At 72.8% G+C, this 25,782-nt stretch carries 14 protein-coding genes; 4 read left to right on the top strand and 10 right to left on the bottom strand.

The window, feature by feature from the left end; genetic code table 11:
• Positions 1-286: 286 nt before the first annotated feature.
• The 3 genes from Cco03nite_RS29670 to Cco03nite_RS29660 all read left to right on the top strand — a co-directional run bounded on the left by Cco03nite_RS29670 (position 287) and on the right by Cco03nite_RS29660 (position 4,762).
• Positions 287-1,477 carry a uroporphyrinogen-III synthase gene (locus Cco03nite_RS29670; protein WP_203696030.1) on the top strand — a complete coding sequence of 397 codons (1,191 nt, stop codon included), beginning with the start codon at positions 287-289 and terminating at the stop codon, positions 1,475-1,477.
• 98 nt (positions 1,478-1,575) lie between these two features.
• Positions 1,576-3,849, top strand: a complete 2,274-nt coding sequence (locus Cco03nite_RS29665) for a hypothetical protein (RefSeq protein WP_203696028.1) — start codon at positions 1,576-1,578, stop codon at positions 3,847-3,849.
• A gap of 46 nt (positions 3,850-3,895) precedes the next feature.
• Positions 3,896-4,762 carry a ricin-type beta-trefoil lectin domain protein gene (locus Cco03nite_RS29660; protein ID WP_203696026.1) on the top strand — a complete coding sequence of 289 codons (867 nt, stop codon included), beginning with the start codon at positions 3,896-3,898 and terminating at the stop codon, positions 4,760-4,762.
• A gap of 13 nt (positions 4,763-4,775) precedes the next feature.
• On the opposite strand, the gene Cco03nite_RS29655 is transcribed toward Cco03nite_RS29660, so the two are convergent.
• Positions 4,776-7,568 carry a helix-turn-helix transcriptional regulator gene (locus Cco03nite_RS29655; RefSeq protein WP_203696024.1) on the bottom strand — a complete coding sequence of 931 codons (2,793 nt, stop codon included), beginning with the start codon at positions 7,566-7,568 and terminating at the stop codon, positions 4,776-4,778.
• 151 nt (positions 7,569-7,719) lie between these two features.
• Here Cco03nite_RS29655 and Cco03nite_RS29650 point away from each other — a divergent pair, with 151 nt between their 5' ends.
• On the top strand, positions 7,720-8,439 hold the full coding sequence (locus Cco03nite_RS29650) for a response regulator transcription factor (protein WP_203696022.1): 720 nt from the start codon (positions 7,720-7,722) through the stop codon (positions 8,437-8,439).
• Between the two features lie 66 nt (positions 8,440-8,505).
• Here Cco03nite_RS29650 and Cco03nite_RS29645 read toward each other — a convergent pair whose 3' ends face one another.
• From Cco03nite_RS29645 to eccD, 9 genes are all read right to left on the bottom strand, one after another.
• Positions 8,506-19,038 carry a WXG100-like domain-containing protein gene (locus Cco03nite_RS29645; protein WP_203696020.1) on the bottom strand — a complete coding sequence of 3,511 codons (10,533 nt, stop codon included), beginning with the start codon at positions 19,036-19,038 and terminating at the stop codon, positions 8,506-8,508.
• 38 nt (positions 19,039-19,076) lie between these two features.
• Entirely contained in the window at positions 19,077-19,367 is a 291-nt protein-coding gene (locus Cco03nite_RS29640) for a hypothetical protein (RefSeq protein WP_203696018.1), read from the bottom strand.
• A 26-nt stretch (positions 19,368-19,393) separates the two neighbouring features.
• Entirely contained in the window at positions 19,394-19,795 is a 402-nt protein-coding gene (locus Cco03nite_RS29635; RefSeq protein WP_203696016.1) for a YbaB/EbfC family nucleoid-associated protein, read from the bottom strand.
• Positions 19,796-19,813: 18 nt separating this feature from the next.
• The gene (locus Cco03nite_RS29630) at positions 19,814-21,334 is read right to left on the bottom strand and encodes a hypothetical protein (protein WP_203696014.1); all 1,521 of its coding nucleotides are present in this window, start codon (positions 21,332-21,334) and stop codon (positions 19,814-19,816) included.
• A 7-nt stretch (positions 21,335-21,341) separates the two neighbouring features.
• On the bottom strand, positions 21,342-21,662 hold the full coding sequence (locus tag Cco03nite_RS29625; protein ID WP_203696012.1) for a WXG100 family type VII secretion target: 321 nt from the start codon (positions 21,660-21,662) through the stop codon (positions 21,342-21,344).
• 518 nt (positions 21,663-22,180) lie between these two features.
• Positions 22,181-22,465, bottom strand: a complete 285-nt coding sequence (locus tag Cco03nite_RS29620) for a WXG100 family type VII secretion target (protein ID WP_203696010.1) — start codon at positions 22,463-22,465, stop codon at positions 22,181-22,183.
• A 27-nt stretch (positions 22,466-22,492) separates the two neighbouring features.
• Entirely contained in the window at positions 22,493-22,774 is a 282-nt protein-coding gene (locus Cco03nite_RS29615; RefSeq protein WP_203696008.1) for a hypothetical protein, read from the bottom strand.
• Between the two features lie 103 nt (positions 22,775-22,877).
• On the bottom strand, positions 22,878-24,287 hold the full coding sequence (gene eccB, locus Cco03nite_RS29610; protein ID WP_203696006.1) for a type VII secretion protein EccB: 1,410 nt from the start codon (positions 24,285-24,287) through the stop codon (positions 22,878-22,880).
• Position 24,288: 1 nt separating this feature from the next.
• Complete coding sequence (eccD, locus tag Cco03nite_RS29605) at positions 24,289-25,677, bottom strand: type VII secretion integral membrane protein EccD (protein ID WP_203696004.1); 1,389 nt, start codon at positions 25,675-25,677, stop codon at positions 24,289-24,291.
• Positions 25,678-25,782 lie beyond the last annotated feature (105 nt).

Raw genomic sequence — 25,782 nt, 5'->3', positions numbered from 1 at the left:
CGGCGGCACGGTTACGGAACAACCACACGCCAGATGAAATCGAACCGCCTTATTGCTCACCGGCGTGCTCGTCGTATCGATGCTCACGCTGCGGAATGTCCTTAATGCACAAGCAAGACAGGACTTTTCATCCCACTGATGGCCGCACTGTGGCGCTGATCGGTGAGCGGCCCGAAACATGCCGGAAACATGCGTGATCCCGGCCGAAAAAAATGGCTCCGACACAGATCCGGCGCGCCACGCGACACGTAGTAGGAGGTGTCGTCCACACCGCCGGAAGGTCGCCGTGCTGCCGCAGCCGAGAAAGAACGCGCCGGATCCGCCGCCCGTCGGCGCCCTGGCCGGTTTCGTGGTGGCCGTGCTCAGCGAGCTGCGCCGCCATCCGATGGCCGCGACGTTCACCGCGGACGGCGCGCGAGTGGTCAGCGGGCAGCCGGTGCGCACGATCGCCCAGCCGGTGGAGCAGACCTTGCACGAGGCGACCATGACCTGCCTCACCCGCCCGATCGGCCACCTGGTGGTCACCGCGTCGGTCGAGTTCAACTACTGGATGGCGGTCGTCCGCAGCTGGCGGCTGGACGTGCCACTGCTGGCCCGGTTCGCCCACGCCAGGCTGCTGGCCAGCAACCCCCGCTGCGCCGACGCCCTGCGTTCGCTGGGCTTCACCGACATCTCCTCGGCCGTCGACAACACCACCGAGGGCCTGGTCATGCACCTGCGTCACCGGCTGCCGCCGGGGCAGACCATCGCGCTTCAGCTCAAGACCCCGGCGATGCACGACCTCGCGCACTCGCTCCGCGAGGCGGGCCACGAGGTCGTGGCCGTGCCGACCTTCCAGGTCCTGCCGTCCAACAGCCCGGACCTGATGCGCCGGCTGGTCGGGCAGGTGGTGCGCCGGCAGGTCGACGCCATCGCCCTGACCAGCGCCGAGGTCGCCCGCAGCCTGCTGTGGTACGCGCGCACCGGCGACCAGTTCGACGAGCTGTGCCAGGCCCTGGCCACCGGCGTGACCGCGGTGTGCCTGGGCCCGCTGACCGCTGCCCCGCTGCGCGAGCTGGACATCCCCGTGCGCGTCGCCGACGCGCCCTACACCGATCAGCTCGCCCAGGCGGTGCGGGCGGTGCTGCGCGAGCGGGTCCACCGCATCGAGACCGGCCCCCACACGATCGAGATCCGTGGCGAGGCGGTGCTGCTCGACGGCCGCCTGATCGCGCTGCAGCAGGGGCCCCTCGCCCTGCTGCGCCTGCTGGCCGACCACCCCGACCGGGTGCTGTCGCCCGCGGACGTACGCCGCAAGCTGCCGTTCTGGGCCGGCGCCGACGACCACGCGATCGAGATGGCGGTGTCCCGGCTGCGGCGGTCGCTGCCCGGCGTGGACCTTGTCCAGACCGTCATGAAACGCGGCTACCGGCTGGCGGAGCACCGTCGGCTGCCCGTCGCCGACGACCCGGTCGCGGCCGAGCCGGACCGGCGCTGACACCCCCGGACCACTGGGTCCACCCCCGATATGGGCCCGGCATGGGCCTCCCGGCGGGCGGCCGCGCAGCGCAGGATCATGACGGAGGTGCACCCGCGATGTCTGAGCCGAAAGCCCGCTGGTATGGCCACACACTGGTGATCGGCGTAGATGACCAGCTGCCGCGTCACCTGGTCGAGGCGCTGCCCGCCGAGCGCGAGCGCCGCACGGTGCTGCTGGTCGGCGACACGCGGCACGACCCCGAGGCCGTCGCGCGCGTCGTCGCCGACGAGGTCACCGAGTTGCGGTCGATCCGTCTCGCCTGCTCCGCGGCCGGTTCGGGCAGCCTGGCGCAATGGCTGGCCGACCGGCTCGCGATCGAGGTCGTGGCGCCGGTCGGGCCGGCCGTGCTGGTCCCCGCCGGCGCACTGTTCGCCATGGCCCCGCCGCGCACCGCGGCATGGCGCATCCACCGGCCCGGCACCAGGCCCAAGGACGTCGTCACGCCCCGCCATCCCGCACCGCGCTGGCAGGTCGCGCCGCCCCGGCGACTGCCCTGGCTGCCCGGTGGCCTCGTCGCGCACGATCTGCCGGCCGGGTTCTGGCTGCGCCGTCCACGGCGGCCGAACCCGCCCGGCGACGATCCGGCGTACGCGATCGAGACGGACGCGGACCACGTCGTGGTCCTGGTCGGGCAGCCCGACACCCGGCCGCCGTCGCCGCGGCAGGTGTACCGCTGGCTCGCCCGGCTGCCGCAGGTCGCGCTCGAACGGCTGGTCCTGATGCCGTACGGGCCATGGGGCGAGCAGCTCGACACGGTCGCCGCCCGGCTCAGCACCGAACTGAACCTGACCGTGCGGCGCACCTCCGGCCTGCCCCTGTGGCGGCACGGCGAGAAGTCCTACGCCCCGGTCGACGGCGCGGGCCGCACCGGGGCCCGCCTGCCCGCGCAGACCATCGCCTACGTCGCCGGCGAGCCGGTGCCTCGGGTCGAGACCTGGATCAGCCCGCTGTCCGGCCGGGTCGAGGCGGGACGGGCCGTGCTGGAGACCGGCGACGGATGGCTGCTCGAAGTGGTCCGCGGCGGCTATTGGCTGCGCGCCGCCGACGCTCCCGCGCCCGACGAGGTGCGGCGGCGGCCCGCCGACGGCGGCAACGTCTTCTACCTCGACGCGCCCGGCGAGCCGACCCGTGACCTCGTCCGCGACCTGCTCGCGGGCCTGCCCGCCGACATGCGGGCGAGTCTGCGCCACGAGCAGTCGGAACTGGCGTCCGCCGAGCCGGCCCGGCCTGTCGCGCCTGTGCTGCCCGACCCGGACGCGTCGCCTGCCGCACCGGCCGTGCCGGCCACCGTCACCGCCCAGGGCCGTGTCGCGGTGGCGGCCACGTGGCCCGCGGCCGGCCCCGCGCTGGACGTGCCGGAGGTGCTGTCGGTCCCGTCGGCGCTGTCGGCCTCCGCCGTGGCGAAGGCGCTGGCCGCCGGGACCCCGGTGACCGTGGCGGCAACCACCACTCCGCAGCCGGCCGTGGGAGCCGTGGCGGCGTCGTTCGGCCGGGCCGCGACGGCGTTCGAGCCCACCGTGCTGTCGCAGCCCACCGTACTGTCGCAGCCTGCCGTGCCGTCACAGCCTGCCGGGCCGATCGCACCGGCGGCCCAGCGGCGCGGACCGGCCGAGCCCGCCCGTCCCGCGGCCGCCGCTCCGGAGGACACCGCCCGCCGTCGCGAGCCCGCGACGGCGCCTGAACAGCCGGCGCAGCCGCCCCTGCTGCGCCGGCCCGCGGACGCGCCCGCCCCGGCCCTGGGCCGCAGCACCCCCGCCGAGCAGCAGCGGGTGCGCGAACATCTGGGCGGGCAGTACGACGTGCACGCGCGTGACGTCACCCGCCTGCTGCTGCAGATGCCCGGCATCCGCCCGGCCGCCGGCGAGACCGCCGACGCCGTCATGGCCGACCTGGTCGCGGTGACGGCCGCGCTGCGGTCCGAGCGCGCCGGGGTGGCCCGAGCGCTGCGCGCGTGCCTGGCCAGCGGCCTGAACCGGTTGCCGACCACGATCGGCCCGGTGCTGGCCCGCACGGCCGCCGACCCGGTCCCCTACCGGCCCGGCGACCTGCTGACCGCGCCGATCCTGCTGCGAGCCGGCTGGGCCTGGCCCGGCGGCGAGGCGTACGACGTCGTCGCCTTCTACTCCCTCACCGGCCGCCGGCCCGGCCCGCTGTCGGATCGCGACGAGGTGCTCTTCGCCCCGAACACCGAGTTCCGGGTGCTGGACACGGCCGATCTCGACGGCGTGCGCCACATGCTGCTGTGCGAGGTGGCCGAACCCGGCACCGACGGCCCCAGCGACGAGCAGGCCCTGGAGAGCCTGCGCGCAGCCCTGTCCCGACGGCCGTGAACACCCGAACCGTCCGGCCGACCCGCCCATCCCCCGAGGACGACCAGTGACCCACCCGCAGCCCGACGACGAGTACGACGAGTACGACGACGTTCCTCTCCGCGACGACGTCCTGCCCGACGACGATGCGCCCCGCCCCTACCTGCTCGCCACGCTGGGCGCGGACGACGCCGGCGTGCCGGAACGCCGCCGCGGCTCCCGCAGCCCGAAGCTGGCCCTCGCGGCAGGCTTGGGACTGGTCGTCATCGCCGCTTCCGTGGTGGTCGCCGCGGCCGGGTCCGGTGACGCGACGCCCGGCGACGCCCTCCCGGTGTCGCAGCCCACCAGCCCGCCGCAGCCCGGCGTCGAGCTGCCCGCGTCCGTTGACCCGTCGGCGCTGCCGACCTCTTCGCCCGCGACACCGGATCCGGATCCCACCGCACCCACGGCCGCTCCGTCGGACGCCCCGACGCCGGGCCCGTCCACCGCGGTTCCCCGGCCGACCGCCGGGCCGGCCAAACCTGCCACGACGAAGCCGTCGCCGGCCGCGCCCGCCGCCACCGGCCGTCCGATCGTCGGCAAGGAGTCGGGCAAGTGCCTGCAGGCCGAAGCCCGCGACGGCGCCCGGGTGCAGCTGTGGACCTGCAACGGCTCGGCCGCGCAGCGGTGGACGGTCATGGCTGACCGCACCGTGCGCCTCGGCGGCTTCTGCCTGGACGCGGCCGGGGCGGGCACCGCCGACGGCACCGTCATCCAGGTGGCCCGCTGCAGCGGCAACCCCGCCCAGCGGTTCCACCTCAACTCCGCCCACGACCTCGTCGGGCTGCAGGCCACCAAGTGCGTGGACGCCCGCGGCCACGGCACCGCCAACGGCACCGCCACCCAGCTGTGGACCTGCACCGGTGCGCCGAACCAGAAGTGGACGCTGAGCTGACCCGGACTGCGGGTCAGCTCTCGACCTGCTCGATGGTGTCGGCCTGCTGGACCAGCTCGATCCGCGAGCGCATCTGCAGCTTGCTCAGCACGCGCGACACGTGGGTCTGCACGGTGTTGCGCGACACGAACAGCTCGGCGGCGATGTCCGGGTTGGACAGCCCCTTGGCGACCAGCCGGGCGACGTGGCGCTCGCTGGGCGTCAGCGCCTCCCAGCCGTGGGTGGCGCGCCGGCGGACGGTGCGCGGGCCGCGCCGGACGCCGGACGGGCGCAGCCTGGCCTCGACCCGCCGGGCGTCCCACGCCGCGCCCAGGTCGAGCCACGCGTTCAGCGCGTCGGCGAACACCGCCCGGGCGTCGTCCAGGTCTCCGCGCGCGGCCAGCAGCACCGCCGCCTCCTCCAGCGCGCGGGCCCGGTAACGCGGCCAGTCCCACCGCCCGTAGTCCGCCGCCACCTCGATCAGCTCGGCCGGATCCCGGGCGACCATGGCCTGGCAGCAGCGGATGACCAGCGCGCGCAGCGGTGACGGGTCCGGGTCGGCGGTCACCGCCGCGACGGCCGCGTCGGCGGTGGCCAGGTCGCCCTGGGCCAGGGCGACGCGCACGAGCTCGGCCGCCTCCACGCACCGGCTCGACCGGGCGGTGCCCGGCGGCAGTTCCAGGTACCTCGCCCACACCGCCAGGCTGCCGGCCGGGTCGCCGCGCAGCTCGGCAAGCATCGCCAGCGCCTCGGCCACCGGGCCGGAGGCGCTGATCCAGCGGTCGCGGTCGGCCGGGACAAGGAAGCCCCCGGTGTTCAGCCGCGCCTCGGCGGTCGCGCGGTCGTCGCGGTGCATCGCGACCAGGGCCACGACCGCGTGCACGTACGCGATGGTGGGGTTGGTCAGCAGTTCCTGGTCGGGGCGGTCGGCGTAGGCGACGGCGTCGTCCCACCTGCCGCACATGTAGGACGCGTAGGCGGCCTCGGCGAACACCACTCCCGCGCGCATGCTGCCCGCCGTCTCCGCGCACCGCAGCGCGAGCGTCAGCGCCTTGTCGTACTCCTCACGCGGCCCGTTGAGCAGCACGCAGAACAGGCGGTTGGCGGTGAGCAGCTGTTTCAGGTCGGCCGACTCCACGTCCTGGTCGAGTGACGCCAGCGCGGCGTCGATGTGGTGGAGCTGGTCCGGCTCGGCGGCGACGAACGCGAGCGCGTTGTGGGCGTAACTGACGCCGAGGGGGTCCGCGCACGACTCCGACTCCGCGAGCGCCTGGTGTGCCTGCGCCGAGCCCTCGTCGAACCGGCCCAGGCTCAGCAGGATCAGCGCCCGCCAGGAGCGCAGCCGGGCCTGCCACCGCAGCGGCAGGTCCGGTGAGCTGGGCTCGGCCAGCTGCAGCGCGTCGGTGAAGCGGCGGGACCGGCCCGCGGCCCGCACGGCGAGGATGCGCAGGCGGGTCTCGAACTCCTGGTCGGTGGTGCGGCGCAAAACCTCGACGGCGACCTCGCAGGCCCGCTCGTCGCGGCCGAGCCAGAACAGCGTCAGCGCGTACCGCGCCAGCAGCGCCTCGTAGACCGGCTCGGGCAGGCCCGACTGGGCGGTCGCGCGTGCCAGCAGGTCCGCCGACACCTCGGCCGCCGCCTGCAGCCGGCACTCGGGCAGGCCGGCCAGCCAGGTCAGGGCCCAGGCGTCGAGCGGGCCCGCGGTCGCCGCCAGGTGGGGCGAGACCTCGTCCAGGCCGGCGTCCGCGTCGGCGAGCATGCGGGCCGCGTGGCGGTGCAGGCCGGCCCGGACCGCCTCGGGCAGCTGGTCGGCCAGTGCCTGGCGCAGCACGTCGTGCCGGAAGGTCAGCCGCTCCCCGGTGTCGGCGAGCACCCCGGCGGTGATCGCCTCCTGCGTGGCCGCGGCCAGTTCCGTCACCGGGCGGCCGCTCACCTCCGCCCAGTGCGCCAGGTCGAACTCCCGGCGCAGCAGCGCCGCCAGCCGCAGCACGACCACCGTCGGCTCGCTGAGCGCGTCCAGCCGGCGGCCGATCGCGGCCAGCAGCGACGGCGGCACGGTGTCGGCGTCCACCCGCAGCTCGTACACGTCGCCGGTGCGCTCCAGCGCGCCGTCGCGCAGCATGGCCTCCAGCATCTCGCGCAGGTAGAGCGGGTTGCCGCCGGCCCGGTCCAGCTCCTCGACCAGCCGCGGGCCGGGTGCGCCCTCGACCAGGCCGGTGGCCAGGGCAAGCGTCGCCGCCGGGCTCAGCGGGCCGAGGTCGAGGTGCACGCCGGGCCGCTCGCGCAGCAGCGCGCGCAGCCGCGCCACCGTCGTGCGCGCGGCGGGCGGGCGGCTGGTGAACACCATCAGCAGCGGGATCTGGTCGACCGCCCGCGCCATCCGGTGGCACAGCAGCAGGCTCGGCTCGTCGGCCCAGTGCAGATCCTCCAGCACCAGCAGCACCGGCTGCCGCGCGGTGGCCCGGTCGACCAGGTCCAGCACCCGCTCGCCGGCGGCCAGCACCGGGTCGAAGGCGACGCCGTCGACCAGCTCGCCGCGCAGCAGCCGGGCGATCTCGGCACGAGCGGTGTCGGCGGACCGGGCGGAGACGTCGAAGGCGTCGGCGATCATCCGGAGCGGGAACGAGCGCATGAGCTCGTCGCCGCTGCCCCGCAGCACCTGGCAGCCGGCCCTGGCCGCTGCCCGGGTCAGCTCGTCGGCCATCGCGGACTTGCCGATGCCCGGCTCACCCTCGATCCAGGCGATGCCGCCGCGCCCGCTCACCAGCTTGCTCAGGGACACGCCCAGCTGCGCCGTCTCCGCGTCCCTACCGACCAATATTGTCACGATTTGTCGCACTCCTAGTCGACCGCGATCCTGCGACATCGCTGATCGAATCGTATCTCCCGCACCAGATGTCACTGAGGTCAACGATGTCTTGAGCACGCGACGGCGACAAAGGTATGAAGCTCCGATAACGAGCGAGAGAGGCCCCACCGTGACGCTGTACTCGGTCCCGAAGGCACCGGACCCGCCTCGGGAGGAGCGCGGCCCGTTGCGGGTGCGGACCCACATCGCCGAGGGCAACCTGGTCATGCGGCGCGGACTGCGCGGCCTCCTGGAAGCCAACGCGCGGATCTCGATCGTCGGCGAGACCGGCGCCGACGCCGACGCCCTGCGCAACGCCGGCCGGCTCAGCCCTGACGTGATCGTGCTCGGCCTCGACAGCCGCCACCGCCCGCTGGAGCAGGTCCCACCCGCCCCGGAAGGCCCCGCGGTCCTGGTGCTGGCCGACACCGACGACTCATACCAAGTGCACCACGCGCTGCGCCTCGGCGTGACCAGTTACCTCGTACACGGGCAGTTCGACGCCGACGACCTGGTGGACGCGGTCCTGTCGACCGCGCGCCGGCAGCCCTGGCTGTCCCCCAGCGTGCTCGCGGGCATCGTGGAGAGCTTCCAGACGGGGGCCCGGCCCGCGCCGGCGCCGAGCGCCCCGCGGGCCGACCACCGGCTCTCGCGCCGCGAGACCGAGCTGATGGAGCTCATCGTGCTCGGGCGCACCAACCGCGAAATCGCCCAGACGCTGTACATCAGCGAGAAAACCGTCAAGAACCACGTCAACCACATCTACACCAAACTCTCCGCCCGCAACCGGGCCGAGGTCATCGCGCTGTGGCTGGGACTGCGCTCGGGCCCGGACCGCTTCGCCGCCTGACCGGGACCCGCCCACCACCCACCTGCCCCGGCACGCCCGCCCCCGCGTGCCGGGGCCGCCTCGTCACTACCGCCGACCACGGAAGATCTCCTCCCAGATCCGGTCCTCGCGCACCGGCCGCGCCGACGACGGGTCCACCGCCTGGTAGTGGTTGCCGCCCTCGTAGTGCAGGTAACCGCCCGGCCCGGTGTCGGGCCCCAGGCTCGTCGGCCCGTCCGGCCCGAGCACGGTCAGGTTCAGCCCGAAGATCCGGGCAGCCAGATCGGCGAACCTGTCACCGGCATGGTCGTTCCACCGCCCCGGCGTCCGGACCGTTTCCAGGATCTCGCGCCTGGCCGCAGCCCGCGAGACACCCGGCCGGGCCAACGCGAACGCGGTCCAGTAGGACGGCTCCCCCCGATCGTCCTTCGCGATGTCCGCCCGGAGCGCGTCCGCGATCCTGTGCCGCAGCTGTTCCGGGTTCAGCGGGACACCAGGCAGCTTCGCTGCCAGCTGTGACCTGAACACGAGGATCAGCGCGTGGAAGAAGCAGTCGCCGTCGCGCTCGACGTCGATGAGTTTGAGGTGCTGGGCCGTGCGCCACGCCTGGTAATCGGCGGTGCGCCGCTGCTGGACCGCGGCGCGGTCCGCCGCCACGAACTGTCTCGCGGTGTGCACCCGCTGCGCCAGATGCAGCGCGATCGCCGCGCGCTCCCGCAACGGGGCGCTGCGCAACCGGTCGGTCAGCGTGCGGAGCGACGCGTCGAGCGACGCGGCCTGTACACGGTCGGCCGACTCGGACAGGCGCTCCGGCTGGAGGCCTCCCGACACCTCTCTGGCATGGCCGGTCGCTTCTCGCATGAGGGCGCCGCCGTCCCGCCAGAACATGCCCTCCGCGTCCGCGCGGCGGAACTGACCCGCCACCTGCGCCTCCACGGCCGACAGCGCCTTGGCGGCGGCTGCGGCGGCGGACGGCGGGAGGCTGACCGCATGGGCGAGCCGGCGCCCCAAAGCCTGGACGTCGGTCGCGAGCGCCGAGACGCCGGTGCTCTGGTGGCCGTCGGATGGCAGGTCCGCCAGCGCGCCCAGCTCTTCCAACAACGCCGTGACGCCCGCCTCCCGCACGTGCGTGACGGCGTTCGCGTTCAGGGAATCGCTCTCGAACCGGAAGGCGTTGCCCTGCAGGTAAGCGACCCACGGCTCGCGATCGCCCTGCGCGATGGCCCGGAGAAGTCCGTTCGAGCCCACGGACCACGGCTCGCGTGCCGCAAGGATGATCTGGTCAGGTCGCTCCCTGGAGACGGCTTGGAGCTCCGCCACCAGCTCCGGCTGTGGGCCGGCTGCCACCGCCACCACCCGCTCCGTCGCCGGGATCTGCCTGACCGCGGCCGCCACCACCGACGGGTCCGTCGCGGGATCGGCGAGCAGCACCACCGTCCCCGGCGGCACCGTCATCTCCGCCGCATCGCCGGCCAGCTCCGCAGAGACATCCGTCCGGGAACGGCCGTGCGAGATCACGCTCACCGACGGCTTGTCCAGCCAACTCCAGACGTGCACGGTGTTGCCGTGGGCGTCGGGCTGGGGCAGCCTGCGCGGGAGGCCGGACGGCGGCCCGACCAGCCTGCTCGCCGGACCGTCAGCCGACGCGCCGGCCGCCGAGGCACCGCTTGCGCCACGCCGCGTCGGCGCGCCCGGAACAGCGGCATCGTCCAGCAGTTCGGTCGGGATCAGCGGCTGCGTGGCGCTACCGGTGGACACGTCGGCGGGCGACGCCGGAGACACCAGCGCCGGCATCGTGCCGACTGCGCTCGGCGTCGCCGACGGAAGTGTGGCGAGCTGGCTCTCCAGCTTGATGGTCGCCCCCAGCAATGTCTTGAGGGCCCCGGAAGGCACGTAGTCGGGCGAGGCCGGAGCCGGAGCCGGGCCGGCGTCCTCGGTGGACGTGCTCGCCGCTGGCACCGCGGCGACCGGTCCCTGCGGCGCGGCATCGGTGGCCGGGCCCTCTGCAGCGGACTCCTGCACCGACCGGGTCCTCCGCAGCTCGGCGAGATGCTCGGAGACGGCCTGCTCGAAGGTCTGCCCGCGGGTCCAGGAACGCCGGTAGAGGTATCGGATCACCTCGACTTCCACCGGGTACCGCGCCAGCTCGTCGCGCAGCTGTTCGGGCAGCCTGCGGACCGCCGCCTCGGCCGACTCCGGACGGCCGCGGCCGTCGGCGTGGAAGACGCGGCCGTCCCGATCGATACGGTATCGGGCGGTGCCGTCGACGCCGGCGTGCTTCACCAGCACGTCGCGGCCGAGTTCGCGGGCGATACGCCGGCCCAGGTGCACGGGATTCGGGTGCGACCACCTGGCCGCCACGGTGGGCGGCAACTCCAGCGGTCCGGGCTGCACCGGCCGCTCGCCGCGGGGATCGACCGCGTTCCCGGACACGGGCGCGGATGCCTGTTCCGTCAACCATTTGATCAGCTCTACCGACCGGTCACTCCACTGCGTCGTCTCCCGCTCACCCGGCAGGATCTCCCCGATCCTCGCGGCCTCCCTGAACCACCCTCCGTACAGTGCGAGTTTGGCCTCCAGCAGGCCGATCGACGGGTCTGTCGGGTCGCTCTCGCGACGCCTGCCACTCTCGTCGTCGAGCCATTTGCCGAGTTCGGCCCGCTCGGCCCAGGCCATCACCTCGCGGTAGACAAGGTACTGCTGGACGGACTCGCTGGTCTCCAGCACGAACGGGGGCAGTCCGCGTCTGGTGGCGACATGTTTCGGACCCCGGCCCAGCTCCGCACGCACCGAGTCGACGACAGCGGCCTCGACCCGTGCCGCATCGGCCGCGGACGCCGCCGCCAGGTGCTGGTCCAGGTTCACCCGAGGGGCGTGCCGGGAGACGGGCCCCACCATCTCCGGCGGGCGAGCGTCGCGATACTGCTCCACGGACTGGCGCTGCCACTCGCGCACCTCGTCGGCGAACATCTCGGCGTAGACGTCTCCGGTCACCGGGTCGCTGTAGAGGCGGTCCGACCCCGCGACCTCCACGATGGTGCCGTCGGTGTCCTGGTGCACCGTCTTGGCGACGAACTCGGCCCGCACCTTCATCCGTACCAGGTAGACCGGGCCCTGCTGCTTGAGGTGCTGCTCGCGCCGGTAGTTGTTGGTCTCCGCGGCGCCCTGATGCTGCGGTGACAGGCGGTTCCCGCCGGTGCTCTCCGAGAACGAGTCCTTCGCCCACGACTCGTTGGCGTGCCCGGGATCGTGAACGCCGATGACGTCGCCCTGGTTGGCGCCGACGTCGACCGAACCCGCCAGCATGTCGGTGTTGCTGCTCGCGGTGGTGCCGGTCTGGTGCTTGATGTACCGGCCGACACCGGTGGCGTTGACGACCTCCCCCACCACGTGCACGTCGAACACCTCGGCGGTCATGTCCAGCGTCATCTGCTCGGGCGACGCGCCGGGCAGGAACAGGCTGTCGGCGACCCGGTAGCCTTCGGGCCGCAGTGCCTCGGGCAGGTGGTTGGCCAGATGCGTACGCGTCAGCAGCGCCGGCACCGCGATGGCGCCCCGGATGTCGGTCCGGGCGGCAGCCGGGCCCAGGGCGCGGCCGGCCAGCTCCTCGACGGCGGACAGCGTCTCGTCCAGCAACGCCGCGGTCAGGACGGCATCCCCCGGCAGCTTCGGCATCGTCGTCAGGTGCGGAAGGGACTCCGGTCGGACCGGCGGTGCCGGGAGCTTCGCCTCGGCCAGGCCACGTGGGATCTTCAGCTCGACCGTGCCGGTCCCGACCCGCAGCACCGGCCGGCGCCGCCGCACCAGGAACCGGTACACCTGCATCATCTTCCGGTTGAGCGGCCGCCGGGCCATGTCGCTGCGGCTCACCTCGACCTCGACCTGCTGGCCGAGGCCCACCCGGTAGTGGCCGGTCCAGTCGTAGACGGTCTGCTCCGTCGTGCCCACGACAGCCCGCGTGGTGGACCGGCTCTTGCCGTGCGCGAGGCCGAACGCCGGTCCCCCGCTGGTGCCGGACTCGCCCGACCCCCCGTACATGTAGTCCAACGAGCGTGAGCTGTCGCGGCCGGAACTGGTGACGTGCCGGACGTAACCGTGGCCGTAGTTCTCGATGCCGGAGTCGCCGATCAGCGCGCGCACCTCAGGATCGCCGGTGAGCTTCATGCGGATGTTGATCGTCACCACGTCGGCGTTGCCCCAGCCGACGGGATTGGTCAGCTCGATCTTGATGCCGCGGCGGTGCAGGAGCTCCTCGATGAGCGCGTGGTCACGGCCGCTGGCGAACATGCCCTGCAGGGCGTCCAGGGCGCCCTGCACGCGGCCGATCGTGCCCTGGGTGTTGTCCCACAGGTCCGGACGGCGGCCGAGCAGACCCGGCGCCGCCTGCTCCACGGCCTCGTGGACCATCGTGTACAGATCGGTCGACTTCTTGGCCTCGTCCACGAGAGTGGTCGAGTGGACAGCGGAGTGGCCGAGCGCCCGGTCGCCGTCCTTGGTCAGGTACTCTGGCAGCCGGACGTTCGCGAACGCGTTGACGGGATCAGCCAGGGTCACCGGGAACGCCTCGGCGAACCGGCGCCGCACGTCCTTGTTCATAATCGGGTTGTTCAGGTCGGCGTGCCGCTTCGCCAGGGTCCTGGCAAGCTCCGCCAGGCGCTGCCTGCTCGCCGCGGCCGAGCTGTCGGACGCCCCCGCCGTGGCGAGCTCCTTCCGCCATCGCAGCAGCACCTCGGCCACCACGTCACCGGGCAGCAGCAGCGGCTTCTCCGCCTCGTCCGCGGCCTTGCCGTCCGTCTCCCCAGCCGGCGGCTCCGCCTTCTGCTCGGCCTTCTCGCCCACCTGCCAGCGGGTCAAGGCGTCCTCGAGCTGCTCGTTCGACAAGGGCACCGCGCCCTCGCCGTAGCGGGCCAGCGCCTCCGGCTCGGCCAGCAGGTAGATCATGTTGCGCTCACCCAGCTGCCTGGCCGCACTGCGCCGCCGGTGGCTGAGCAGCCAGATCTTCTTGCCCTTGAACATGACCATCTTTCCGCGGCGCTCGTACTGAGACCGCAGCGTGAGGTCGACCGGCGCCCGGAACGCGTACGCGCGGTGGAAGTCGAGGTCGAGGAACTCCTTGCCGCCCGTTCGCCCGCTCGTCTCCGACGTGCTCTGGCCCCAGTGCAGTTGCGCGGACTTCTCCTGGCCGACGTTGGTGAGCCGGGAGTCCGGATTGCCGCCCAGGCCGACGGTGGCCGGCGACACGCTGAAGCCGCGAACCTTCGATCTGGCCTGTGACGCCTCCACCAGCTGCAACTTGATCAGGCCGAGCACGTACTTGTCGTTGGTGGCCCCGACGAAGGAGCTGTCGCCCAGGCTGCCGCCGATCGACACCGCGCCGTGCCGGCTGGCCCGCATCCCGGCCCTGAAGAGGGTGTCCGTGGCGTACCGATCCTGCAGGATCTCCTTGAGGTGCGCCGCCACCATCACGGTGCCGCCGAAGTTCGACACCTCCTCGTCGTTCGCCTTCCCCGGCCCGGTGAGCTGCGGCACCATGTCGCGCAGGGCAGGGACGACACCGGTGGTGTCGAAGTAGTAGATCGCCGCCTGGTCGAGCACCGATGGGTCGTGCCTGGTGGACGTGGAGCCCGCCGGCTGCCCACTCTGCGCCGCAGGTGTCGCCGGGCGCCCGGGCCGCGTTCCGCGGGATCGCCAGTCGCGCCACCATCGGCGACGAGGTTGAGCGGCCGGCTCGGGCCGTGCCGTCGCGTCACTGGCCGCGTCGTCGTCAGGAGCCACGGCCTCGGTCGACGCGACACTCGCCACGTCCTCATGGACCGGAGGCAGCACGACCCGACCACCGTGCGCGTCGTCCCCGAGTTCCGCCGCCGGAACAGCGGGCGTGTCCGCCGGCGGGTCGGCCGCCGGAGCGGGAGAGGGGTTGAACGCGGGGATCAGATGAGTGGTCGCGACGTAGTCGTCCGAGAACGACGTGGGCGCGGTCCCGTCGTCGTACTCGACCCTCACCCCGAACTCGCTCAGCAGCCGGTACTCGTCCACCTTGCCCGGGTATTCCAGCAGTTCCGGCCGATTGGTCAGGAAGCCGACGTTCTGCCGGGTGTTGCTGCCGAGCGCGTACTCCGCGCCGGCGCGGAAGTATCCGGCGAACGGCATGTTCTGCGAGCCCGCCTTGGCCTTGGCGCCGGCCACCCACTCCCGCCCGCCGCCCGCCCCGTACCCGAAGTTGTCCATGCCCATGGCGAGGTTGACGGTGTGGTACTCGCCCGTGCGCCGTTCGGACACGGTGCCGGCGTCGAACTTCTTCTTCGCGAAGAGGGTGACCCGGGCGCTGCGGACCTGGCCCAGCTCTCCCCTGTCGTGCACGGTGAACGGCAGGCCGTCCTGGTGGAGGGCGTTGTAGTGGGAGTTGAGCCCCGCTTCCGACACCATCTGCTGGATCAGGCCGAGGTTGTCGAGCCAGCTGTCGAGCCGCGTCTCGCTGTTCAGATCCAGCGGGACGCCCGGCATCCAGAACGGGCGGTCCAGGTCGGGCGGCACGAAGCCCTTCTTCGACAGCTCGTCCAGCAGCATGCCGCGCAGGTCGCGGGCTGCGGCCTCGTCGACTCGCACCAGGCCCTGCCCGATGCCGTGGCCGTCGAGCACGTGCAGGGGCAGGGGAACGCCCACCGGATCACCCGGCGTCGAGCCGCTGTTGCGGAGCAGGTCCGGGTCGTACGGCACCGTGGGACTCGGCTCACCGGGCTTCTTGCCGTCAGGTGTCCGCGACACCGCATCGGCGTCGACGGAGAATCCGAACGCGAACGCGTCGGGCTCCGGAATGCGCAGCAGCGCACTGCCGCTGACCTCGGGTGTCTTCTGCGCGTCCTCCTTCGGCTTCTGAATCACGGAGACGGAGGCCGTGTACTTGAGCTTGAGGTCGTGCCCGCCGGTGAACCCGGTGTAGCGGGAGACGTGCACCCACAAGCCGGCCCGGCCGGCGTACATGCTGTCGAAGTTGTTCCAGTTCTTGCCGCCGTACACGGACCCGGTCACGCCCACCTCGGGTATCGGGACCAGGTTCGCGTCCACGCTCACCCGCGCGCTGGTGGTGTTCCTGATGCCGGTGTCGCCGCTGTTACCCGAGATCGCCGTGCCGACCCGCTCGATGTGCGCCTTGTCGCTCGTGCTGCCGACCCGCTCCGGCGCGTCCGCCAGCCGACTGGCCTTGACGTACACCTCCGCCACGACGCGGCCGTTCTCGTGCAGGGTGATCCGGTGGCCCTTGGGATCGTTGACCGCGGTGTTCAGCCCGGTGTCGAGGCTGGTCAGCTTCTGGTGGAGCTCCTTGCGCAGGTCACCGCCGATCGACACGTCGGCGCCGCCCTCACGGAGCAACGTGATGATCTCGTCGCCGAGCTTCGACAGACCGGTCAGGCCCGAGGCGAAGAAGGTGGGCGGGATACGCGCGGCGTTGTCCGCGAACTCCGCCTTCAGCTCTTCCTTCACCGGCGGTACGGCCCTCACCTGGGGACCTGTCTGCTGCAGGTTGTGGTCGGCGACGGCCAGGATCAGCCGGTCCGGGGATGTGCGCGTCACGTCGACCAACGGCGACTGCTCCCACGTGGCGGCGGGATCGGACCGGAGCCGGAAACGCCACTGCGAGTCGAACGCCAGCAGGGTCGAGTCGTCCCGGGTGTCCTCCACCCGGGCCACCTCGGCGTCCTTGATGTGTCCGGTGCCGCGGGTGATGACGTTGGCCTGACCGGACACGGAGGCACCGACCGAGACGCTGTTCAACAACCCCGGGGCAACCCCGAGGCCCGCGTTGCCGGAGGCCCGCAGCCGCAGCGCGCCGGCCTGCCCCGACTGACGCTGACCGTGGGCACCGGTCTTGAACGACCCGTTGGTCGCCTGATTGGCATGGTAACGACCGTCTTTCGTCTCCCTTCGGCCGGCCGTCTCGTCGGTCGACACCTCCGGCGCCGGCCGGTTGTAGGAACCGGCCGGGTTGTCCAGCCGGTATCCCTTCTCCCCGACGACGAGCTGGACGTTCACCTCGGTGCGGCCCAACGTCACCGGGTAGCCGTCAGCCACCAGGTACCGGTAGTTGGCCAGGAGCAACTGCGGCAGCGCGGTCCAGTCCGCCGCCGGCACGTGCCGCAGCTGTTCCTCGGTCATCTGCTGCCGCAGCGTTTGGATCAGTTCCGTCATCATCGGCAGCTCCCCTCGGGGGATGCCGACGCTGTTCGAACGCCGATCGACGTCCACCGCCCTGCCCACTCCCGGGCTGTCCGGATCGATCGGCGCGGATCCCGGCGTCCCCGGCAGCGCTTCCGGGTCCGTCGGCGGGACCGTTGACCCACCAGGTTCGGCCGGCCCACCGGGATCCTGGGGCGCGCCAGGGTCCATCCGCGGGGCCGGCGGCGCACCGGCGCCTTCGACGATGGTCGACGGGCCGGGCACCGGGCCCGGTGCACCACCGGAGCCGGCCGCCACCAGCGGAAGCTGCCCGGCCGCTACGGGACTCGGCTCCCGGAAAGCCTCCACGGCCGGCTTCCCCGGCAGGCCGAGCACTCTGCTCACGTCGACGCTCGCCAGCACGCCTGAGGACGTGGCGGGATTTCCGGACACAGCGGCGAGTGAGCCGTCGGCCGGAGCTACGCCGTGGTCGGCGGGCCGGGCGATCAGATGGGCGATCGGGTGGGCGAGGACCGTGGTGGGCACCAGCGCCGGAGCCACCGACACGTCCGTCAGGGCGGTGTCGGCGGCGGGCGCGAGGATCGTGCGCGGATCGAACTTCGCCACGTCGGGCTCGGTCGATTCGGTGGTCGCGCTGGCGGCGTCGTCGAACAGCGACGGCGCGGTGTCGGCGCTGCCGTCGCTGCCGTCGCTGTCGCTGTCGTAGCCGGAGGTCGCGATGGCATCGGCCGGCTCAGGCAGCGGGTGTGCGCCGGTCGGCGGCGCGTCGGACTCGGTCACTTCGGTGAGCACGGTGTACACGCTGGCCGTGTCGTCGAACGGCGACGGCGCGCTGTCGCGGTCGCTGTCGGCGTATCCGGGCCCGGTCGCGGCCCCGGATACGGCCCCGGTCGCGGGCCTGGTCACGAACTCGCCCGGCGACGGCCCGACCGGCGGCCCCGCGGCCGCGGTGGCGGAGGCCGTTTGCAGCGCCGTGTTCGCGGGCTGGACGACCCGCGGGGCGGAACCGGCCGCGGGCAGCGGATCAGCGGTCGTGATCGCCGCCACGCGCGGTGGGACCGCGCCGGCCGCGGTCGGCGCCGGTGTGAACGTGCCCGACAGGAAGAACTTCCGGTCGAAGTTCCCGGCGCCCTGCAGGGTGCCGTGGCCGTTCGGCTCGATCGCGCGGTTGGTGATGATCCCCTCGAAGCCGCCCTGGTAGCGGCCGTCGCCGGTGAACGTCCCGGTCATCGTCGACCCGTCCGGTCGGGCCAGCGTGCCGGTGATCGTGATCTTTCCGTCGAAGGTGTCGTCGGTGGAGAACCTCCCGGACAGCTGAAAATGGCTGGTTCCCAACAGTACGAAGCTGCCCTGGATGTTCGGCGTGGCCCTGCTGCCCGGACCGGCCGGGCCCCGGCCGGTGTCAGAGGGTGCTCCAGTGCCGCCTGCCGGCCCGTCACCTGGTTTCTGCTGGGATCCGCCGGCGGGCGGCAGCGCGCCGTCGAGGTTCTTGAGACCGAGATTGCCGACGTCGCCGTCCAGGCCCGCCGCCGCGCCGTTGCGGCGGCCGCGGATAAACCCGCCGAGCTTGTCGACACCGCCCTCGACCGCGCCGTCGATCGCTCCCGCGGTGACCGCCGCCCACGGGTGGTCCGACTGCATCGCCCGGCCGGTCAGGATCTGATCGGCCAGCTGCTCGGCCGAGAACTCCGTCAGCGCGCCGACGAACATCTGACCCGGGATCGACCCCATCGCCCGGTCACCGACATCCGGGCCACGCCGCCCACCGATCGTCTTGGTGATCACCTTGCTCAAGCCGGTGAACACCACCGGGCCGATGACCCCGCCCAGCAACCCCGCCAGCACCGCGCCGCCCGAACGCCTGCCGTCCCAGCGCCGGCGGGTGTTGGTGATGTACAACTGCGTGAACTGGATCGCCACATCCAGGCCCAGCTGCAGTCCGATACCGACCACGACCGACATGACCAGACGGCGGAAGAACGTCTGGGACATGTACCGTCCGAACGCGATCAAAGTCGCGATCCACCCCGATGCCGCCGCCGACGTCGGACCGAACGACACCCACGGCAGCAGCAGCACGATCTGCGCCGTGAGGATCGCCAGCTGACCGATGATCGACGCCTTCGCGTACTCCACATTCGTGCCCGCGTCATAGACGAACTGCGACACCTTGCCCGCCGCCTCGACCAGCGCGTGCAGATCACCGCTGTCGACCAGCTGTGACAGTTTCACCTGCACGGCCACGGCGGTGTCACCCTGCCAGTTCGCGCCGCCGATCGAGTGCTCGACGGCGACGACCTCCTCTTCCACCACGATCAGGACCGCCTCGAGCACGGCCCACAACCGGGCCAGCGCCCACAGCTCGTCCTCGTCCGCCTGCGGCCACGACTCGCCCGTCACGATCAGGAAGAACTGGCGCACCCAGCCGGGCACCTGCATGCCCATGGATCAGGCACCCCCGCCCGGCGTGGATGCGGCCATGCTCAGCTTTTCTCGACCGAGTCGAGCGACTGTCCCGAGGCCCGGATGTGGCGACCCATCTCCGTCAGGAACTCGGCGAGGTTCGCCGTGGCCTCCGTGACCTCGTTCTTGCTCACCAGATACGTCGCCTCGAAGGTGCGGGCGAACTCGTCGTCCTGGCCCCACGGCTCGCCCAGCGCGTCGCAGCCGCTGAGCAGGCTCTCCAGGGCATCGTCGACCTGGCCGCCGAGCGAGATCAGGCGCGCGGACACGTTGCCGACCACGCCGTCGTCGAATTCCAGCTGTCGCGCCATTGCGACCGTCCTCTCTACTGAGCGGCTCAGACCGTCCGGCCTGGCCGGTCGAAACCGGTGATGTCGATCTCCTCGGGCAGCACCTGGTCCCAGTCGACGCGGCCCTGCATCATGTCCTGCAGGCTCACCCCGGCGACAGTGGTGGTCGGGATCAAGCCCATGACCTGTTGAAGAGCGCTCTCCCGGGCACGTGTGATCGTGTCGAGCACGACCTGGGCGAGCTCGGCCGGCGGCATCTTGCGGTAGTCCTGGGAGTTGAAGGTCAGCGTGGTCAGCTCACCTTGATTGCCGACCGTCACCGTGACCAGTCCCTGCGACGAGGTGACGGTGGCGGTGATCTCGGCCATCCGCCGTGTCGACTCGACGACCGCGGCGCGGTGTCGGGCGAAGTCGGCCGCGATCTGTTCCATCGTGCGTTCTGACTGCATCGTTTTCTCCTTACCGGTTCAGCGTCCGTATCGACCGGTGGCACCGGTCGTGGCCTGATCGGGACGGGGTCGCCCCGGGGTGTACACCGGAACCTCAGCGGTCCCGCTCACATCGCCTTCCGCTTGCGCCGGATCGCCACCACGGATGATTCCGGGCGCCAGGTCGCCCGCGACGTTCCAGATGTCGCGGTCCTCCTGCAACCAGGTGGTGCGTTCGCGCTCGTTCTTGTCGTCCTTGCCGCCGCCGGCCGCGCCGCCGCCCATGGGCGGCATGAACGGCATGCCGCTGCCGCCCTGCCGCGAGCCGAGCGGTGCGTGCATCGCCTCGCTGACGAGCCCGCCACGGGGCACACCGCCGGCGCCGCCGAGCCCACCGGCGCCTGTCCCGGCCGGCCCAGACCCGGTGTACGGAAACCGCGATGCCACCGCCGGCGAGCTCGGCGCGCCCACGCCACCACCGGCGCCCGACCCGCCGGAGCCCGACCCGCCGGAGCCACTCCCACCGCCCGCATTCGAGCCGGTCGAACGAGGTGGGGCCGCGCCCGGCACGTACGGGGTGTTCCCAGGCCCGGCCGGTCCGCCAGGCCGGCCTGCGCCACCGCCCGGGCCGCCGACACCGCCACCGAGCGGCGGCACGTTCGCGCCGCCGGATGTCCCGCCCGGCGGAGGCGAACCCGCCGGGGACCGCTCCGGTCCGTCGCCGGCCGCCCCTGGCGTGGGCGCACCCTCAGGATTCGGAGCCGGTGGCGGACCGCTCAACTCCGGAGACGGTGTGGGCTCGGGCAACTCCGGAGACGGCGTCCGCGTATCCAGTTTCGGAGTGGGCGGCCCGTTCGTCTCCGGAGGCGGGGGGCCGCCATTCTTGAGATCGGGAGAGGGCGTCGGGTCGCCCAGATCCGGCGACGGCGGGCCGCCGCCCTGGGACGGCGGATCCTCGGCGAGGGCAGCGGCCGGGGGCAGCTCCGTGACCGGCTCGCGCATCTCCAGATCGTCCTTGGCCGCGCGGTACGCCCAGGCGAGGCCGGCGATGATGACCCGGGCCTGTCCGGTCATCCACTCGAAGATGTCCGGGTATGTTCGGGCGTTGTAGACGATCCGTCCGCCTTGGATGTTCCATGCCGGCACCGCGAACTGGCCCGCGGCCACCAGTTCGTCGTAGCGCGCTTTGGTAAGCCAGGCGCCCTGGTAGTCGAGGTTGTACATCGCGGTGGTCGACGTCTCTGTCACGGTGATCAGGTCGTCGATCACGGCAGGCCAGCCACGCCCCTGGCCGAGCCGGTCCAGGTTCGACCGGATCATGCGCACGATGCCACGGATCTTGACGTCGAAGGCGTCAGCGGCGCTGCCGGCCCAGTCGCCGTCGCCGATGAGGCGGCGGCGTTCAGCCAGCACGTCACCTTGAGTCGCGCCCAGCTCGCGGTGGAGTTCGGTCAGCCTGCCCCGCGCGGCGTGCAGCGCCTGCACATTGGTCCAGGCCCCGTCCTTGCCGATCACGGCGTCGCGGATCTGGTGGTAGTCCCACGCATCCCATTCCGGCATGGTGGTCCTACTTCCCGATCACGTCGATGTCGTCCAGCACGAATTCGTCGTTGGCGTCGTCGGCGTCGCGCAGCAGAGTCGCCGCACGACGCAACGCCCTGCCGGAGTCGTCGCAGGCATCGGACATCACCGTGAGGGCGAGCGACCAATCCTGGTAGCCGGCCTCGATGGTCTGCTTGAGCGTCGTCGCATCCTCGAACTGGCCGAGATACAGGATCGGAAGCACACCGAGGATCTCCCGCGCGCCGTCGAGCCGGTCCCTGGTCGCCAAGAAGGTGTCCGCCGCCCGCGTCATCGCGGCCGGGTTCACCCTGATGCCTTCGGGCATGGACGTGTTCCTTCCCGTAGCTGGGGCCTGGTCACATCTGCGACGCGCGGCGGTCGGCGTCCCCGAAACCCTCGGGCATGGACGACCTCCTCCGATGACGACGGGCTCACGAGTGTCGAGAGTGTCGGCCACGACGCCGGACTCTTTCGATCACGTGAACATGCTGCGAACGTAACGAGGCGGTAATAACCTTCACAGACCCAAACACGGCGCTGGGTCTGCAGGCCCATCCCGGGCGGCAGACCGGCTGCCGTCCGGCCTGGGGTCCCTGCGACCCAGCGCCGTGTTCTGATGTGGAAAACCGTGTCGCCGCCGGGCTTCGGCGGCCGCGGCCGGTGGATGTCGCCGCGGTGAATGGCGCCGGACTCGCGTCCTCGGCGACGTCGAGGATGACGCGCCGCCCCCGTGCGCCGTCTTGACGTTCTTCAGCTTGCGGTCTGATCGATGAACTCGGGCCGGCTCCGGACGGCCGGACGCCGGCCGCCCCGTCATAGGCCGCTCTCGACGGCGACCGGTGGTCAGATCTGCGACGCGCGGCGGTCGGCGTCCTGGTAACTGGACACCCGCTGCAGCAGCCGCTGGATGCTGGCCTCCATGTCGGCGTGCATCACCTCGGCCTGACGACGCCACGTCGACGCCACGCTCACATACGTGCCCTCGCTGGTCGCGCTCCAACCCGCGAACCGGTCCCGGGCCGTGGCCTCCATCCGATCCACCACATCGTTCAGACGCCCGTTCTCCGCACGCAGCCGATTGGCCGCGTCGAGCACCACGTCATAAGTGATCCCAAAACCATCAGGCATGAGCAACCTCCTCCGACTTCGACAGGATCAGGAATTCGACGCTTCCACGTCCTGCATGATCATGATCATGTTCTGGAACCAGCCCAGCAGCTGGTCCATCGGCTGGGCCACCATCGCCTGGTAGTCCGACAGCCAGTTGTCGATCTCCGCGTTGTACGTCGCGCGAGCCGGGCCGTACCAGTGGCTGCCGATCCCGCGCACCCCTTCGTCCACCGCCCGGCGGACCCGCTCCGCCTCCTGCTCCAGCTCGCGGAACTGCTGCAATGCCATCTGCAGCTCGGCCACCGGAATATCAAGCGTGTTGGCCACGTCTTCTCACCCTCCACATTCGACAGACAGACTCCGGACAACCTGACCGTAGACCCGGCCGCGGCGCTTCCACAGGCCCAAACCCGCTGCTGGGCCGGGGGGCCTAACCGGCCGCGGCCGCGGCCGGATCGAGCAGCGGACCCGCCGGCACCAGCGCCAGCAGCGTGGCGGGCATCGTCACCGGGGCGACCCCGCTGTAGCCGAGCGCGGCCACCGCCGCGTCGCTCATCGGGTACCGCACGCCGATGTCGGTGATGAGCCAGGTGGCGCTGCCCGGGGTGCCGGGCGCGGTCTCCGGCCGCACCAGCACCCCGCCCCCGGCGGCCACCGCCAGCCGGGTGGCCGAGCGCTGGTCCACGGCCGGCGGCGGCGCCGCGCTGACCCGCAGGTGGCCGACCCGCGCGGCCACCAGCTGCAGGCCGGAATCGGGTCCGAACGAGGCCCGGGCGCAGAGGACCCGGTCACCGAGTTCGGCCGGGTCCATGAGTTCCGGCGGGCGGACCGGCAGTCCGCGGTCGCCGATCGCGCCGGCCGAGGCGGGAGCCGCGACCACACCGGCCGTGCTGACCGGGATGGCCCGGGGCCCGCTGTCGTACGCGTCGCGGCTGCGCGGATCGGCCAGGATCAGCTCCGCCACCGTCGGCGTGAGCGAGGTGAGCCCGTCGGCGAGCACCAGCCGGAAGCTGGTGCCGTCGTCGGCGGCTCCGGACACCCGCAACACCTGCCCCACCCTGGTGGCGACCCCGTCGACGGACGGCCCCGGGGCGCCGCGGCCGGGCACGTCCGGCGGCGCCAGGTCCGGTCCGGGCGGGATGCTGTTCAGCCAGGTGTCGGCGACCGGCACCGGGCGGATCGCGTCCAGCCCCAGCGCGACCGCCGCCGCCGGGTCGGCCACCCGCATCCGGCGGTTGCCCCAGACCAGGTGCCAGATGTCGCCGGTGCTGGCGACCAGCGCCGCCCGGTCCACCGGCGTGCTCTCCAGCCCGGCGGAGTGTCCGGCGACCACCAGCACGTCCGGTCGGGACTGTCCGGTGACCTCGGTGCTGCTGGTGGCGCAGACGAGCCACGGCTCCCGGCTGAGCCGGGCGACCCCCGGCAGCGAGTCGGGCGCGCCGGAGATGCCGACGGGCAGGCCGTGCGGCACCCCGTCGAGCGAGGCGGTGGACACCGTGCGCACGGTCGCGTCCGCGCCGGCGAGCAGCCGCGCCGAGGCGTGGTTGCGCACCGGGCGCAGGAGCCCGGCGGTGCTGTCGTAGACGTACGCGGTGCCGGTCTCCTCCTCCACGATGATCGTGCCGGGCTCCTGCCAGGACGTGTTGCCGCCGGGGAAGAAGTAGCCGTAGGCGCCGCACCCGGCGGCGATGAGCGCGCCGATGAACAGCCCCGCGAAGGCGGCGACGCTGAACCGGCGGGTCGGTGTCTCCAGCGCGTCGGGCTCGCCGGTCAGCAGGGCCGACCGCAGCCGTCCCACCACGAAGTTGTGCGCCTGCAGCTGGTCGCGTTTGGTCTGCATCTCAGCCGGCCAGTCCCCGGGCGTACTCGTACACGCCGAGCACGGCCAGCAGCAGGGGGATCATCGCGAGCGCGAGCGTGGTCTCGGTGATCTCGGCCGCCCTGCCCCAGTAGGGCCGCGGCCGCCGGTTCTCCGGCATCCGCACCGCGGCAAGCAGGCCCACCCCGAGCGCCAGTGCCGTCAGCGGCAGGCCCAGCATCCCGAACCCGGGCCCGGTGGTGCGCAGCGCCAGCATGAGCAGGCCGAACCCGGCCGCGGCCGTCAGCACCCAGCGCGACCACAACCCCGTGATCAATCGGGTACGCAGCAGCAGCAGCGCGGTCATCACCCCGGCCAGCACCGGCGCCGCCCAGCCGCCGCCACCGCTGAGGAACCACAGCCCGGCCGCGGCGACGATCGCGACGGCGACGTGCCCGGCGGTGAGGTAGCGGTCCACCACGACCGCGCGTTCCTGCAGCGGCGCGTCGGGCACCGGCTCGACGTCACGGGTGATGTCCTCGGGCGTCGCGGGCAGGTCCGGCAGCCGGAACCCGGCCAGCCGGAACGCCAGCGACGGCAGCTGCGGGCTGAACAGCAGCGCCAGCACGGTCACCACACCCGCGGCGGGCACCGCGTCGAGCAGGCCGCTCGCGGTCAGCAGCGAGCCCAGGGTCACCGCGACACCGGCCGCGACCACCACGAACACCACGGGGCGCAGCCCGCCGACGGCTATCGCGACCGCGACCGTGGCCACCGCGGCCAGGGCCGTCGCGGCGGCCAGCCCCGCGGCGAGCACCGGCGGCTGCCCCGCCGCCGTGCCGACGAGCGCGGGCAGCAGGTAACCGGCCGCGGCGGCGTACAGCACCGCGGCCGCGCCGAGCACGAGCGCGGCCGCGCGGTCGCCGAGGGCGCGCGCGGCGAGCCCGGCGGCCAGCGCCAGCACGGCGGCCACGGCCCCGGCGACCACGGCGTGCCCGGTGCCCGCGACGGCGGACAGCGGCCCGGCCAGGCCCACGGCGAGCGCGGCTCCGGCGGCCGCCCGCAACGTGGCGCGGGCGCGCTCCGGCGTCCAGCGGCCGGGTCGTGTGCGCACCCCGGCGGCCACGCCCTCGACGAGGTCGTCGTGCGCGAAGGCCGGCATCGGATTGTCCCGGACGCTGAGGTAGACCACGTCGCCGTCGCGCAGCCCGAGCGTGGCCGCGGTCAGCTCGTCGTCCAGCGGTCTGCCGCCGAGCCGCTGCAGCACGACGCCGCGGCCGGCCACCTCACGGGTCGTCTCCTCGCCGAGCAGTTCCACAATGGCCGGTGTCACGTCGGCCAGCGACATCGTGGCCGGGACGGCGAGGTCGACGCTGCCGTGGGGCCCGACGACGGTCAGCCGGCAGCGGTCGGCGGAGGTGCTGAGGTTCACTGTCACCCTCTCCGTGCCACAGGCGTGGCGACCACAGCAGGCTAGCGGCGCTGACCGGGCCGAACATGGGCCCGCGGACCCAAGCCGCGGGCGGTCGCGGCACGC

This window comes from Catellatospora coxensis, from assembly GCF_016862635.1.
In the GTDB taxonomy this organism is placed as follows: domain Bacteria; phylum Actinomycetota; class Actinomycetes; order Mycobacteriales; family Micromonosporaceae; genus Catellatospora; species Catellatospora coxensis.
The sequence above is the reverse complement of the archived record's forward strand: the minus strand, read 5'-3'. Positions and strand labels throughout refer to the sequence as shown.